Annotated in this window: 11 protein-coding genes; 4 read left to right on the top strand and 7 right to left on the bottom strand. The window is 59.5% G+C overall.

Annotated features, from left to right (window positions below; translation table 11 throughout):
* Window positions 1-60: 60 nt before the first annotated feature.
* Together SBC1_RS13645 and SBC1_RS13640 are read right to left on the bottom strand one after the other, a co-directional pair.
* Entirely contained in the window at window positions 61-207 is a 147-nt protein-coding gene (locus SBC1_RS13645) for an oxalate:formate antiporter (RefSeq protein WP_165092338.1), read from the bottom strand.
* A 33-nt stretch (window positions 208-240) separates the two neighbouring features.
* A complete protein-coding gene (locus SBC1_RS13640) occupies window positions 241-1,638 on the bottom strand; it encodes an OFA family MFS transporter (protein WP_165988091.1) in 1,398 nt (465 codons plus the stop codon).
* 818 nt (window positions 1,639-2,456) lie between these two features.
* Between SBC1_RS13640 and SBC1_RS13635 the strand changes: the two genes are divergently transcribed.
* Complete coding sequence (locus tag SBC1_RS13635; protein WP_165988089.1) at window positions 2,457-3,278, top strand: alpha/beta fold hydrolase; 822 nt, start codon at window positions 2,457-2,459, stop codon at window positions 3,276-3,278.
* A gap of 44 nt (window positions 3,279-3,322) precedes the next feature.
* On the opposite strand, the gene SBC1_RS13630 is transcribed toward SBC1_RS13635, so the two are convergent.
* The 5 genes from SBC1_RS13630 to SBC1_RS13610 form a co-directional block, all read right to left on the bottom strand.
* Window positions 3,323-4,432, bottom strand: a complete 1,110-nt coding sequence (locus SBC1_RS13630) for a glycosyltransferase (protein WP_165988087.1) — start codon at window positions 4,430-4,432, stop codon at window positions 3,323-3,325.
* Between the two features lie 72 nt (window positions 4,433-4,504).
* A complete protein-coding gene (galE, locus tag SBC1_RS13625) occupies window positions 4,505-5,539 on the bottom strand; it encodes a UDP-glucose 4-epimerase GalE (protein WP_165988085.1) in 1,035 nt (344 codons plus the stop codon).
* 23 nt (window positions 5,540-5,562) lie between these two features.
* Window positions 5,563-6,714, bottom strand: a complete 1,152-nt coding sequence (locus SBC1_RS13620; protein WP_165988084.1) for a glycosyltransferase family 4 protein — start codon at window positions 6,712-6,714, stop codon at window positions 5,563-5,565.
* A 107-nt stretch (window positions 6,715-6,821) separates the two neighbouring features.
* Complete coding sequence (locus SBC1_RS13615) at window positions 6,822-7,649, bottom strand: glycosyltransferase (RefSeq protein WP_165988082.1); 828 nt, start codon at window positions 7,647-7,649, stop codon at window positions 6,822-6,824.
* Window positions 7,646-8,902 carry an oligosaccharide flippase family protein gene (locus SBC1_RS13610; protein WP_165988080.1) on the bottom strand — a complete coding sequence of 419 codons (1,257 nt, stop codon included), beginning with the start codon at window positions 8,900-8,902 and terminating at the stop codon, window positions 7,646-7,648. The genes SBC1_RS13615 and SBC1_RS13610 overlap by 4 nt, the downstream gene beginning before the upstream one ends.
* Before the next feature lie 496 nt (window positions 8,903-9,398).
* On the opposite strand from SBC1_RS13610, the gene SBC1_RS13605 reads away from it, so the two are divergent.
* The 3 genes from SBC1_RS13605 to SBC1_RS13595 all read left to right on the top strand — a co-directional run bounded on the left by SBC1_RS13605 (window position 9,399) and on the right by SBC1_RS13595 (window position 14,305).
* Entirely contained in the window at window positions 9,399-10,814 is a 1,416-nt protein-coding gene (locus SBC1_RS13605) for a phosphomannomutase/phosphoglucomutase (protein ID WP_165092330.1), read from the top strand.
* 1,312 nt (window positions 10,815-12,126) lie between these two features.
* Complete coding sequence (waaC, locus tag SBC1_RS13600; RefSeq protein ID WP_371826756.1) at window positions 12,127-13,068, top strand: lipopolysaccharide heptosyltransferase I; 942 nt, start codon at window positions 12,127-12,129, stop codon at window positions 13,066-13,068.
* 352 nt (window positions 13,069-13,420) lie between these two features.
* Complete coding sequence (locus SBC1_RS13595; RefSeq protein ID WP_165988077.1) at window positions 13,421-14,305, top strand: Kdo hydroxylase family protein; 885 nt, start codon at window positions 13,421-13,423, stop codon at window positions 14,303-14,305.
* The last annotated feature ends 6 nt before the right edge of the window (window positions 14,306-14,311 follow it).

Here is a 14,311-nt window from a genome sequence, read left to right as displayed (position 1 = left end):
AAAACGCCGGCTGTTCATTCGAGCCGGCGTTTCTGTTTTTCAGACGTTGAATCTTCAGCTTCAATGAAACAGCTTGGTCGCCTGGAGCAGCGTGTTGATCACGCCCCATGCGAGCGGCACGATTGCATAGATCCAGAACACGCCGAGCAGCAGCTTGTTGGTCGGATGCGCGTCCAGCTCGCGGTTCAGGTTGGTGTTGGTGTTCATCGCATTCTCCGCGCTAGAGTAGGTTCAGTGGATTCAGTCTGCTGCAAGTGCGGACGCGCTCATGTGATGTTTCTCGTGCACGTGCTTCACCAGCAGGTTGCAGATAAAGCCGATCACCAGCAGTCCCGCCATGATGTGCAAGGTCGTGGTGTAGGCCTCCGCTTTCACCACGCCATGCGCCACTTCATACGCGCGAATGTAGTTCACCAGCACCGGCCCTGCGATTCCCGCCGCAGCCCACGCGGTCAGCAGGCGTCCATGAATGCCGCCCACGAATTTCGTGCCGAACATATCGGCGAGATAGGCGGGGACGGTCGCAAATCCGCCACCGTACATGGACAGGATCACGCAATACGAGAGCACGAAGAGCGCAACGTTGCCGCTCTGCGCAAATTGCGGCACCAGCCAATACAACACCGCACCGAGCGCGAAGAACACGAAGTAGGTGTTCTTGCGTCCGATCCAGTCCGACGCCGATGCCCACACGAAACGCCCGCCCATGTTGAAGAGCGAAAGCAGTCCGACGAAACCGGCCGCGGCACCAGCCGTGATCGATGCCTTGAAGCTCTCCTGGATCATCACCGACGCTTGGCCCAGCACACCAATCCCGGCCGTCACGTTGAGGAACAGCACGAGCCAGATCAGGTAGAACTGCGGCGTCTTCAACGCCTGATCAATATGCACATGATTGCGCGTGATCATCTTGTTGCCGTTGGCCACCGGCGGTGTCCAGCCCGCTGGCGTCCAGTTCGGACGCGGGACACGGATGGCGAGCGCACCGATCGTCATCGAGATGAAATAGACAATGCCCAGCACCACGAAGGTTTCGGTCACACCGTTGCTGGTTGCGCTTTTGAAGTGGTTCATCAGTGCGACCGAGGCGGGAGCCGCGATCATCGCACCGCCGCCAAAGCCCATGATCGCCATGCCGGTCGCCATGCCGCGCCGGTCGGGAAACCAGCGGATCAGCGTGGACACCGGCGAGACATACCCTAGCCCAAGTCCAATCCCGCCAATTACGCCGTAGCCGAGATAGACCAGCACGATCTGATGCAGATGCACGCCAAGCGCAGCCACCAGGAAACCCCCGCCGAAGCAGCAAGCCGCCGTGAACATGGTGCGTCGCGGTCCGACCTTCTCCAGCCACTTGCCAGCGAACGCCGCTGACAACCCGAGAAACACGATGGCCAGCGAAAAGATCCAGCCGAGCGTGGTTAGCGACCAGTCGTCCGGAGCGGATTGCGTGATCCCGATTACCCGCGTGAGTGGCGCGTTGAAGACGGAAAACGCGTAAGCCTGGCCTATGCACAGATGCACGGCGAGCGCGGCGGGTGGCACCATCCAGCGCGAAAATCCGGGCTTCGCGATAGTCGCTTCTTTAGAAAAAAAGCTGGGTGAACCGGTAATTGTGCTGCCGGTATGAGAGCTCATTCTGGGTCTCCAATCTGGTTTATTTGCGCTGTTTATCGTTTGCTTTTTTTTATAGACGAATTTCAATAGTCTCTTGGCCGCGCTGCCAAGAAGACACTTAATCGTCGTAGCCTGGTTTTTACGAGTAAGGGATAAAACGGAGAAAAATATATGATGTTACTTTTCATAATGTTACCTAGCCGAGCCTTGTCTATCACCATAGTTAAGGGACCGGATAGTTGCAATAGGATGTGTTCAGACATAAGCAATTGTACTAATAGGGCAATCCTTGCTTCGGCCGGATTTGGCCTTCTGAATGAGTAAAAAACAGGAATTTTCAATAGTCTTCAGGTAAACATGGGTAATAAGTTCTATAGCATTGGCTTTGCGGCGAACTAAAGCGGCCTCACGAGCGCGATTGATTAATTCGCGTTTTCCCGGAGGAGTTCCGCGGACCGCTGCGTATATGAAAGTGGGCTTGAGCCGGCGGAAAAATGCAGTAAAGCGGTGAGGATCGCAATTTGCCGACGGAATGCCACATGCCGGTGGTCAGACGATTTCAGCCAATTCTTTGCGACGCGGCTTTCGTCGCCTACCCTGTACGAACGCCTGTATTTCAGACCGGCTTCCGGTCAATCGGCCTTACCGTTTCCTGCGATCAATCGAGCTTGAGGACAACATCAAGATGTCGCATGAAGGGAGCAGAGTCAGGGCGTAGATTCGCAGGCGGAGGCGCGGTAAACCTTCGCCAACCCCACGCGTCACGCCCGCGCCGAAGGCGATGAATGGACAGCAGGCGGCGCACGTAGCGCGTTATCTCACCTTAAGGAGTACGTTCGATGGACACGATCAAGACGAAGGACGGTACAGAGATCTTCTACAAGGACTGGGGTTCGGGCAAAACAGTGGTGTTTTCGCATGGGTGGCCGCTAGACGCGGACGCGTGGGATTCGCAAATGCTATTCATGGTCCAGAAGGGCTACCGGGTCATCGCGCATGACCGGCGCGGACATGGGCGTTCCGGCCAGCCGGGCCAGGGCAACGACATGGACACCTACGCCGACGATCTGGCCGCGGTGCTCGACGCACTGGACGTGAAGGACGCCATGCTGGTGGGTCATTCCACGGGCGGCGGCGAGGTCGCGCGTTATATCGGGCGTCACGGGACCGGGCGCGTATCGAAGGCCGTGTTGATCGGCGCGGTGCCGCCGTTGATGTTGAAGACGGAAGCGAACCCGGGTGGCTTGCCGAAAGACGTATTCGACGGAATCCGCGCAGGCGTGGCGGGAGACCGCTCGCAGTTCTACAAGGATCTGGCAGTACCGTTCTTCGGTTACAACCGCGATAACGCCAAGAAGTCGCAGGGCGTAATCGATACGTTCTGGGCGCAGGGAATGTTAGGCGGAATACTCGGGCAGTACGCGTGTATCAGGGAATTTTCAGAGGTCGATTACACGGAAGACCTGAAAAGGTTCGATGTACCGACCCTGATCCTGCACGGCGACGACGACCAGATCGTCCCCATTGATGCCGCTGGAAGACTGTCGGCGAAGATCGTCAAGAATGCGACGCTTAAGGTGTATCCGGGCGGCGCGCATGGCATGTGCGTGGTCGAGGCGGACAAGGTGAACGCCGACTTGCTGGCGTTTGCATCGAGCTAAAAGAAGAAACGCGCCGGCAAGGGAAACTGCCGGCGCGGGAGCCGTTATTTCTTCACCGGATGAGTCCGCCGAAACACCATCCACCGCGGTGATTTAAACCGGACGATGCTGACGTACAGCCACACGTAGGTGACCGCAAACACCACGACAAAGCAGAACAGATGCAGCGTGTGCCGCCAGAACAGCGTGGCGGGAATCACGGCAACGAGGCATAGCAGCCACAGATACGGCGAAGTCAGCGAGTTGCGCCGCGTGATTTCGCGCGCGTTCTGCGCACCAACGGCCCATCGCATGAGGCGCTTATAAACCAGCATATGCAGATGCACGCCATCGGGAATGCCGGGCGAGATCCCGCGAATAAACTTCTTCCGATAGATCGAGAAACACGTCTCGAAGATCGGGTACATGAACAGCAGCACCGGGAACCACGCTGACACATCGCGATTGCGCATCACGAGCATGATGGACAGTTCGGCGAGCATGAAGCCGATGAAATACGCGCCGCCATCGCCGAGAAAGATCAGCCCGGCGGGGAAATTCCAGATGAAAAAGCCCATTACCGCGCCCATCATGATCAGTGACGCGGATAACACCACCGGGTCGTGAACCTGGAACGCCACGTACGCGAGCGACGCAAACATCATGAACGCGACCATGGACGCGAGCCCGTTGAAGCCGTCGATGATATTGATCGCGTTGGCCAAAGCCGCCACCGCCACCACGGTCACGAGACACGAGATAACGCCGTAGGTCAGCAAGAAGTCCAGCGGCGGAACGCTGATGCGCGTGACCGCGATCCCCAGCAGGAAATAGGCGAGCGCGGCCGCAGCCATCGTACACACCAGGCGAATGACCGGCGTCACCCGCTTGGTCAGGTCCTCGACGAGTCCTGAGAAAAACGCCGGCATCCCGCAAGCAACAATGGCGAGGATTCCGCTCGATACAACCGGATAGGTCCATCGAAGCTGCACGGCCGAGACGATGAGCCCGACCAGGATGCCAATCCCGCCGACGCGAGGCACGGACCGCGCGTGAAACTTTTGCACGCCGGCAAAATCGCTATCGCCGGAAAGGCCTTCGTGCAAATGGGCAAACCGCACGATCAACAGCGTGATGAATAGCGAAACGAGAAAGCCGAGCGCAAAACTGAGCATGAAAAATAACCACTAAAAAGAACGCGTCAGGCGGTGCCTGAACCAAAACCAGGCGACGCCTGAACCAAAACGTCAGGCAAAACCCCTTGGGTTCTGCGACTGCCAGCGCCAGTGATCGGCGCACATCCGCTCAATACCATGTTCCGCTTGCCAGCCGAGCAGCTTCGCAGCGGCGGCCGGATCGGCGAAACATTCGGCAATATCACCCGGACGGCGGCCGACGAGTTCATACGGCACAGGCTTGCCCGACGCCGCCTCGAACGCCTTGACCACATCCAGCACGCTATACCCCTGGCCCGTGCCCAGATTCACGACAAAACTGCTGTCGAGCGCTTCCAGGGCATCGAGCGCCTTGATGTGACCACGCGCGAGATCGACCACATGAATGTAATCGCGCACGCCGGTGCCGTCATGGGTCGCGTAGTCGCTGCCGAAAATACGCAGGCGTTCCAGCTTGCCCACCGCCACTTGCGCCACATACGGCATCAGGTTGTTCGGCACGCCCGCCGGATCTTCACCGATCAAGCCGCTTTCATGCGCGCCTACCGGATTGAAGTAACGCAACGTAGCGATGCGCCACGCGGCATCGGAGATTTCCAGGTCGCGCAAAACCTGCTCGGCGATGAGCTTTGATTGCCCGTAGGGGTTCGTTGCCGACAGCGGAAACGTTTCGTCGATAGGCACGCTCTTCGGCACGCCATACACCGTTGCTGACGAGCTGAAGACGATTTTCTTCACATCACGCGCGCGCATGGTGTCGAGCAGCACGAGCAGGCTGTCCATGTTGTTGCGGTAATACTCGATCGGTTTCGCCACCGATTCACCGACCGATTTGAACGCGGCAAAATGGATGGCGCCGGTGATGGCGTGTTCATCGAAAATGCGGGCGAGGGCGGTTTCATCGCGGACATCGGCTTCGTAGAATGCCAGCTTCTTGCCCGTAATCTGCTCCACGCGTTTCAGCGATTCCGCGTTGCTGTTCACGAGGCTGTCGATCACGACAACGCCGTAACCAGCATCAAGCAATTCGACGCAAGTATGCGAGCCGATAAAACCGGCGCCGCCCGTAACGAGGATCGTGCCCTTCGCGTTTGTGTGACCAGTCATGAATAACGCTCCCGGAGGGTGAATTAGAGTGAAACGCCGGTAACCGCGCGTATTGTGCCTTTATAACGCTCGACGACCGCATTTTCGTCGAATTCGCGCACGACTTTGGCGCGGCCCGCCATGCCCATTTCAACGCGCGCCGCGTAGCCCAGCAAAAGCATTTGTTCCATCTGCCGCTCAAGACTATCGGCGCTTTTTACTTCGCACAGCAGGCCCGTTACGCCGTTTTCGACGACTTCGCGGCAGCCGGGGACATCGGTGGCGACAATCGGGCGTCCCATTGCCGACGCCTCCATCAAGGTCCGCGGCACGCCTTCACGATACGACGGCAGCACCACGCAATCCGCATTGCCGATAAACGCACGGACATCTTGCGCCTCGCCGAGATAATCGATGACCCCTTCGCGCTGCCAGGCCTGCATTTCATCGAGCGTGATGGCGCTGGGGTTGTCGACGCCCACGGGCCCGAGCAACTGGAACCGCGCATACGGATACTTCTGGCGCAGCCGGCGGGCTGCATCGACGTATTCCGCGACGCCTTTATCCCACAGCAGACGGCCAATTAAAATGAAAAAAAAGCCTTCCGTCTGCGGGTTGGCGCGCGGTAGCGGCTGAAAAGCGTAGTCGTCGAGATCGACGCCTTCGCCGTGCAGCAGACGCGCGCGCGCCGGATGAGCCAGCAGGTTCTGGTCAATGAACGCCTGCCGGTCGTCCTGATTCAGAAACCACACTTCGCGCGGAAACCGGAACGCAAAACGGTAAAGCCGCTTCGCGACACTCGCCGTCCGGCTCTTCTGGATGAACACATAACCCAGCCCCGTGGTGACCGCTATGGACGGCACGCCGGCGAGTTTCGCCGCGATCGACCCGTAGATGTTCGGTTTGATCGTGTAGTGAAACACCATGTGAGGCTGAGTGGCGCGGTATTCGCGATACAGCGCGGCCAGGGTCTGGAGGTCATGGCGGGGATCGGTGCTTTTCGACGCTACCGGCAGCTCGACGCATCGGCAGCCCATTTCTTCGAGCGGCGCGAAAGTCCGGTCGCGCGGCGCGATCACCGAGACTTCGACGCCGCGTTCGATCAGCATCCGCAGCAAGCCGCGCCGGTAGGTGTAGATCGCCCAGGCGGTGTTGCAGACGAGGGCAATGCGAAGGCGGGATTTCTCTGCGTTCATTCGATGGTGGTTATCAGATACAGATACGGAGATACGAAAATGTCAGGCGCTGGATGGCGGGCTTTAAATTCGGGGCATGAAGCAAGGGCTTGCATCGAAGTCTCGCATCACGCGCGAAACAAGCGCGTTTTCAACGCCCGCAGAGCGCCGTAAGGCAGCGTCAGATGCGCGATGCTTTTCGCCACGCCGAGCCAGTCGGGCAGGTTTGTCAGGCGCATGTATTTCAGTTGCAGCCGCAGCGTGGACAGCGTTTGGGTACGGCGTTTCGTCGCGCTGATGCCTTGCTCGTTGAGTTCGTAATACACGCCGAACTCCGGCAGATTCGCGCAGTCGTGGCGTTGCATCAGGCGCAGGAACAGATCGAGGTCCTCAGCCGCGCGATACTCCGCGCGGTAGTTGCCGGCTTCCATCACGGGGGTGACGCGCAGCATCATCGTTGGATGGGAGAAGCAGGAGCGCAGCAGCATGACGCGGCGAATCGCCGCTGGCTCAGTGGGCGGGCGAAGGTCGAACAGCGGCGCGCCCTCCGTGCTCACCATGTGCGTCCACATCCCGAGCGCCGCCGTTTTCGGATGTGCTTCCATATAAGCGCGCTGCTTTTCCAGCCGAGACGGCGTCGCCAGATCGCCCGCATCAATTCGGGCGGCGTACTTGACGCCGCGTTCCGCCAGCGCGGCCACGCCCGTTTGCAACGCAAGCTCGATACCGCCATTGCGCGGCATCCGCAGCACCTCGATCGCGAGGTTCGCAACCGCTGGCGCGACGATGGGCGGAAGGCTGCCGTCATCGACGATCAGCACGCGCACTGGCGCACGCTCGCAGAACGATGCGAGCGTGCGGTCCAGGCCGTGCTGGGCGTTGAACACCGGGATCAGCACGGTGACGTCGTCGAGCGTAGGAGATGGCATGGGCGTGTTGGGTGAGTAGGCCGTCATACCCGCAGCCTGAAGCGGATGTAGTAGAAATTGACCGATGCCGCCGCGAGATACCCCGCCGCCAGCCCGATCAGCGCGCCGTAGCTGCCCATGCGCGGAATCGCGATCAGGTTCACCCCGAAAGCCACCGCCAGCGCCAGCAGCCACTTCGCGAGCAACACGAATTTCGCCTGGTATTTAAGTACGACGAGATTCCCGATCGCTTCAATACCAGCCGGCACCGAGAGCCATACCGCCCAGCGGAAAATGCTGATGGATTCGGTATAAGCCGGTCCGAACACGCGCGAGATGATGAAACCCGCGAGCAGGTCCAGCACGATCGCGCCGCCGATCATCAGCACAGCCGTCATGGCGATCAGCCGCCCGACGTTGCGCTTCAGTTGGACTGCATCGTGCACTCGGTACACGAACGCCGGCGCGATCGTCTGCGCGAGCATCAATGCAAGCGTGATCCAGTTTTCGTTGAGTTGTTGCGCGGCGGAATAACGGCCGAGATCAGCGAACGAGATGTGGCGCTCGAGCATGAGCCGGTCGAGCTTCAGGAACAGGTACATACAAATGAGGCCGAGCCAGAACACCGTTCCCGCGCTGGCGAAATGGCGGAACAGCGAGCGGTCGATGTGCCAGCCGAGCTTGCCGCAGTGTCGATGCATGTAATACAGCATCAATACCCCGCCGATGACAGCCGCCTCCAGCGCCCACAGCCAGCCGAAGTGCGCCGGGCTTGCCGCTGCGCGCACGAGCACGTACACGAGCGCGGCTTTGGCCGCCGCCGTGAGCATGCTGGTCAGCAATTGCGGTTTGCTGTACGTCATGCTTTGCAGCCACGCGTTGATCACGCCGACGAACGGCTCGCGGAACAGCATGGTCACGGCGAGGCCGGCGAGCATGGCGCCGACGAGTGGATCGGTGAACCCCGCGGCAATGCCGATCCATGTGAGGACGAGCGCTGCGGCCGATACGCCCATGCGCAACACGAATGCGCTGCCGAGCACCGTGCCGAGCTGGCCTGGCGGGCGATTCACGATGGTTGGCACGAGAATTTCGGCGCCGCACACCCAGGTGATGGGCGAGAGCACGAGCAGCAACGTGTTCGCGTACTGCCATTTGCCGAAGACATCCGGGCCGAAGTAGCGCGCGAGCAGCCCGCTGATGGCAATGGCGACCGCGATCTGCGTGAGGCGTTCGAGACCGAGCCAGACGATGTTCGCCAGCGCCTTGGTAACGTCGGGGTTTTTGATCCGTTTCAGCATCCGCGGGCGGCGCCTGTTTTAGTGGCTTTAGTAGCCATAGGCATGGCGATTGCGGTAAAAGAGCCGCCCGGACTTGCTGCAAGCCGTGCGGGTACCCCGTCGGGAGCCGTCAACCACCGTGCGGTTTTCCGCCATTCGATGTGACGTTTGTACTTCGCGGTGAAAAAGCGTCCGGGCATTGGATTAGAATATTTGCGCAGGTCCGCGCGGAAAGACTGCGATTATAGGTGCGAACAGTGCGCGCAACCGCGTGGTTGACGTGTGGTCGAAACACGCTGAGGGAACTCCGAAGGGGTGTCAGCGGGTTCGAGGCCACGCGATACGAATTTCTTTCGTTATTTTTTAGCGATTCGTCCGGTATTGTTTCTGGCCGTTCGTGCGTTGGCCAAGTCAGGTTTTTATTGTTGGCCGCAGGTCTGTATCAAGGGGTCTTCGTGACCCGGGACGCTTCGGGATGCCCCGGAACCATTTAAATTATTAGTCAGGTAGCCATTCCATGAGCCAGTCACCGCAAGTACCAGTTACCCAGTCCATTTTCAAGGCTTACGACATTCGCGGGATCGTGGGCAAGACCGTCGATACCGGCGTCGCGCGCAGCATTGGCCGCGCATTCGGCAGCGAGATCCGAGCTCAAGGTGGCGACTCGGTCGTCGTGGCCCGTGACGGCCGTTTGTCGGGTCCGGAGCTTGTTGGCGCGCTTGCAGACGGCTTGCGTGAAGCCGGCGTGGACGTGGTCGACCTTGGCATGGTGCCAACGCCCGTGGGTTATTTCGGCGCGAGCGTGCCGCTTGCGTTGCCTGAGGGCGAGCGACGAGTGGATTCGTGCATTGTGGTGACGGGGAGCCACAATCCGCCCGACTACAACGGCTTCAAGATGGTGCTGCGTGGCGCCGCGATTTATGGCGACCAGATCCAGGCGTTGTATCAGCGCATTGTGAATGACGATTTCACGAGCGGTGCGGGCACGTACACCGAATACGATATCCAGCAGGTCTACCTTGACCGGATTGTCAGCGACATCAAGCCTGTGCGTCCGATGAAGATCGTGATCGATGCGGGTAACGGCGTGGCTGGCGAACTTGCGCCGCGTTTGTTCAAGGCGTTGGGTTGCGAGCTGGTTGAGCTGTTCACGGACATTGACGGGACGTTCCCGAATCACCATCCCGATCCGGCGCATCCGGAAAACCTGCAGGACGTGATCAGGGCGTTGAAGGAGACGGATGCGGAAATCGGTTTTGCCTTCGATGGCGATGGTGACCGTCTGGGTGTTGTCACGAAGGATGGCCAGATCATTTATCCGGATCGTCAGTTGATGTTGTTTGCGCAGGAAGTGTTGTCGCGTAACAAGGGCGGTCAGATCATTTATGACGTGAAATGCACGCGTAATCTGGCTAAGTGGGTTCGTGACCAGGGCGGCGAGCCGGTGATGTGGAAGACGGGTCATTCGCTGGTCAAGGCCAAGCTGCGGGAAACGGGTGCGCCTTTGGCGGGTGAGATGAGCGGTCATGTGTTTTTCAAGGATCGCTGGTACGGTTTCGACGATGGTCTTTATACCGGCGCGCGGATGCTTGAAATCCTGTCGCGGGTGGCTGATCCGAGCAAGCTGCTCAATGATTTGCCGAATTCGCTGTCTACGCCTGAGTTGCAGTTGAAGTTGAATGAGGGTGAGAATTTTGAGCTGATCGCGAAGATGCAGAAGAACGCGAAGTTCACGGGTGCCGACGATGTGCTGACTATTGATGGATTGCGAGTGGAGTATCCGGATGGTTTTGGGCTCGCGCGGTCGTCGAATACCACGCCGGTGGTGGTTATGCGGTTTGAAGCTGACAGCGAGGAAGCGCTCAAGCGGATTCAGGAAGATTTTCGCCGGGTGATCTTGGCGGAGAAGGCTGACGCCGTGCTGCCATTCTGATTTTCGTTCGCACTCGGGGTTGGGGTGGGGTTTTTCGGGGCTGGTGGTCGGGGGATGCCCGGTTGCCAGGTTCCGGGGTTAGCGGTCGGAGTTTATGCCGGGTTGCCAGGTTCCGGGGTTAGCGGTCCGAGTCTATGCCGGGTTGCTGCTTTCGACCTTAGCGGTCTGCGTGAGTTGGATGTTTTCTTTATCACTGTTAGCCACTGTGCGTGGCGGCACGTCATTTCTTTGTCCAAAGCGACAAAGAAACGAAGCAAAGAAAACGCTTTCAAACCACGCTACCCTAAGTGTCCACAGCGTGCAGTTTCTATTCATAGGTGCCCCAAAAGCACGGTGCTCGCCAGAGCCACGGATGTTTGAACCCCTCCTTCTCGCGAATCCTTACACGAACACGCTTCGCCCCTAACGCTATCGGGCAAGCACGAGTCACCAAAGGATCCGCACGGTCTCACGCGTATTCGTATGGCCTCACGCGTATTTACAGCTTCATTTAGTGGTGGGTTAACTGAGCGGCGTGCTCTGATATCTTAGTGGGCCACACGGCCGGACCCATATTTGCAGCTTCGGTTTTGGTGGGTTGATTGCCCGGCCTGCACGGTTTCCTTCGTGGGTATGGCCTCATGCATTCTGCAGCTTGGTTTTATGGTGGGTTGGCTGCGTGGTTCGTCGTGTGTACAAATTCGGCGGGTGGTTTTACGCGGATAGCGCGGGGTGTCCCTTGGGCAGGTTCAGTCACTGGTGGCGAAGCGTGTGGGTATCCGTGTTCGGAGAAGGAGGGGTTCACACATCCGTGGCTCTGGCGAGCACCGTGCTTTCGGGGTACCCATGTATGAAAACTGCACGCTGTGGACACTTATAAGCCCGCGTTTTGAAAGCGTTTTCTTTGCTTCGTTTCTTTGTCGCTTTGGACAAAGAAATGACGTGCCGCCACGCACAGTGGCTAACAGTGATAAAGAGAAAATCCGACTCAAGCAGACCACTAAGGCCGAAAGCAGCAACCCGGCATTGACTCAGACCGCTAACCCTGGAACCTGGCAACCCGGCATTGACTCAGAACCGCTAACCCCAGAACCTGGCAACCGGGCATCAACTCCGACCACCAGCCCCGGAACCCCCAAAAACCCCAAGCACGAGCACAAACCGAACCCCGAGCGCCAGCGTAAAAACCCCCAAATCTCAAGCGCCAGCGGTAAACTCCGGGCGCATCTCAAAAATTGTCCACGCGTCGTCCAATCCGACGGCGCCCACCGTATCCAGCGTGCAAAAGATCCTGATTGTCCGGGTGTCGTCCCTAGGCGACGTCGTCCATAACATGCCGGCCATCGCCGATATCCGTCGTCTCCACCCCGATGCCCAGATCGACTGGCTAGTCGAAGAGAGCTTCGCGGATCTCGTCGAACTCGTCGATGGCGTACGCCGCGCTATCCCGTTCTCATTGCGGCGCTGGCGCAAACGCCTCCTTTCCCTCGATAACTGGCGCGAAATCCAACGCTTCCGCCAAGCTCTCGCCGCAGAAAAATACGACCTCGTCATCGACTGCCAAGGGCTCATCAAAACCGCATGGGTAGCAAGCTGGGCGCGCGGCACCCTGGTCGGCCTAGGCAACCGCACCGACGGCGCCGGCTACGAATGGCCCGTCCGTTTCTTCTACGACAAACGCGTCCCCATCGAACCACGCACGCACGTGGTCGAGCGCACCCGGCAACTGGTAGCAGCCGCTCTCGGCGATCCGCGCCCCGAAGCAACGGATGCGATCGAATTCGGCATCGATACCCGTCGCGCCGCGCTGGCGTTATCGCAGGAAGGGCTGAACCTGCCGGTGCCATACGTGGTGTTCGTCCACGCCACGTCTCGCGCCGATAAACAATGGCCCGAGACCGCCTGGATCGAACTCGGCCAGACCCTGATCCGGCGCGGAGTATCAATCGTGCTTCCGTGGGGCAGCGAGGCCGAACGCGAAACGAGCGACAAACTGGCGAAACAGTTCGGCGCAGCGGCCGTCGTGCCGCCGAAACTCTCGCTGCCGGCAGTGGTCGGCCTGATCGACGGCGCGGCAGCAACGGTAGGCGTGGACACGGGACTCGTGCACATTGCGGCAGCCCTGAAGCGGCCGACCGTCGAGTTGTACAATTTCTCGACCGCCTGGCGCACCGGCGGTTACTGGTCGCCGCGCGTAGTGAATCTCGGCAGCGCGAGCCAGCATCCGACGCTGCAGCAAGTCAAAGCGACCCTTGCAAGCTTCGGACTGCTTTGATGCATGAGGCGCAACAGCATTGATATCGGTATCGGATAGGGTAGCGGGCGGTACGTGAGGTGAGGAAGCGGCTTCGGTTCGAAGAACCGGCACAATTGCCGGGATAAACCGGCGGCGCGATTATCGAAACCAGGCGAAACCAGGCGAAACTCGGCGGTTTGAGGTCCGTCAACTGCGGGCCTTTCGCGCGGCGGATTTTGCCGCCGGTTTGAGCGAAAATGCACCGCGCTCGCCGGGCGCGATGTTTCCCCGATGCGTCAATCGAAGCCAATCGAGATCGATTGAAGCCGATTGAAGCCGATTGACGATAATCGGGGCCGCCCACTCGTTTATCCAAACAAATCGAAGGCACATGACCGAATCTCAAATTATTGAAGTTGCCTCCGCCGACTGGCAGGCTCAGCAGCTTTCCGTGCCGCGCGAGGCGTTGCTGGACGGCGTCGAGCACGGCAAGGTCCTGTATTTCCCGCATCTGGCGTTTGCCATAGAAGGCGGCGAACGGGCGCTGCTCGACCCGAAGATCGCTGATCCGGAGCGCAAGAACATCAGCCTCGCGCCCAACGGCGGCCCGCTCGTAGGCGTACTCGGCGACGCCGTCACGCAAACCGCTGTACGCGCGTTGATCGCGCGCTATCAGGCGAACGCGCGCTCGCTGGTCGACGGGCTGTTCCCTGAATATCGCGGCAAATTGCGGGTCGCGCCGACCAGTCTGCGGCTGCATCGCGTGGAAACGCGCGAGACGTCGTGGCGCAAGGACGACAGCCGCCTTCACGTCGATGCGTTTCCGTCGCGGCCGAATTATGGCGAGCGCATCCTGCGCGTGTTCACCAACGTCAATCCGGATGGCGCACCGCGTGTGTGGCGCGTCGGCGAGCCGTTCGAGGACATGGCAAAACGCTTCCTGCCCGCCATCAAAGCCCCGGTTCCCGGCTCGGCGTGGCTCATGAATCTTCTGCACATCACCAAGACGCCGCGCAGCGAATACGACCATCTGATGCTCCATTTGCACGACGCAATGAAGGCCGATATCGACTATCAAACGAAATCGCCGCAGCAGGAAATGCCGTTTCCGCCCGGTTGCCTGTGGGTGTGTTTCTCCGATCAAACCTCGCACGCCGTTATGTCCGGCCAGTACATGCTCGAGCAAACCTTCTTTCTCCCCGTCAGTGCCATGGCACAGCCCGACTGCGCGCCGCTCGGAATCCTGCAACGCCTGAAAGGCAGGGCGCTGGTTTGAGCGCCG

Source organism: Caballeronia sp. SBC1, from assembly GCF_011493005.1.
GTDB lineage: Bacteria > Pseudomonadota > Gammaproteobacteria > Burkholderiales > Burkholderiaceae > Caballeronia.
This window is presented reverse-complemented; position numbering and strand designations above follow the sequence as displayed.

Excerpts from the sequence above, each read along its gene's own strand:
- SBC1_RS13645 (WP_165092338.1), bottom strand. The coding sequence starts at position 207 with ATGAACACCAACACCAACCTGAACCGCGAGCTGGACGCGCATCCGACC.
- galE (WP_165988085.1), bottom strand. The coding sequence starts at position 5,539 with ATGACTGGTCACACAAACGCGAAGGGCACGATCCTCGTTACGGGCGGC.
- SBC1_RS13640 (WP_165988091.1), bottom strand. The coding sequence starts at position 1,638 with ATGAGCTCTCATACCGGCAGCACAATTACCGGTTCACCCAGCTTTTTT.
- SBC1_RS13610 (WP_165988080.1), bottom strand. The coding sequence starts at position 8,902 with ATGCTGAAACGGATCAAAAACCCCGACGTTACCAAGGCGCTGGCGAAC.
- SBC1_RS13595 (WP_165988077.1), top strand. The coding sequence starts at position 13,421 with ATGACCGAATCTCAAATTATTGAAGTTGCCTCCGCCGACTGGCAGGCT.
- SBC1_RS13635 (WP_165988089.1), top strand. The coding sequence starts at position 2,457 with ATGGACACGATCAAGACGAAGGACGGTACAGAGATCTTCTACAAGGAC.
- SBC1_RS13605 (WP_165092330.1), top strand. The coding sequence starts at position 9,399 with ATGAGCCAGTCACCGCAAGTACCAGTTACCCAGTCCATTTTCAAGGCT.
- SBC1_RS13615 (WP_165988082.1), bottom strand. The coding sequence starts at position 7,649 with ATGACGGCCTACTCACCCAACACGCCCATGCCATCTCCTACGCTCGAC.
- SBC1_RS13630 (WP_165988087.1), bottom strand. The coding sequence starts at position 4,432 with ATGCTCAGTTTTGCGCTCGGCTTTCTCGTTTCGCTATTCATCACGCTG.
- waaC (WP_371826756.1), top strand. The coding sequence starts at position 12,127 with ATGCCGGCCATCGCCGATATCCGTCGTCTCCACCCCGATGCCCAGATC.
- SBC1_RS13620 (WP_165988084.1), bottom strand. The coding sequence starts at position 6,714 with ATGAACGCAGAGAAATCCCGCCTTCGCATTGCCCTCGTCTGCAACACC.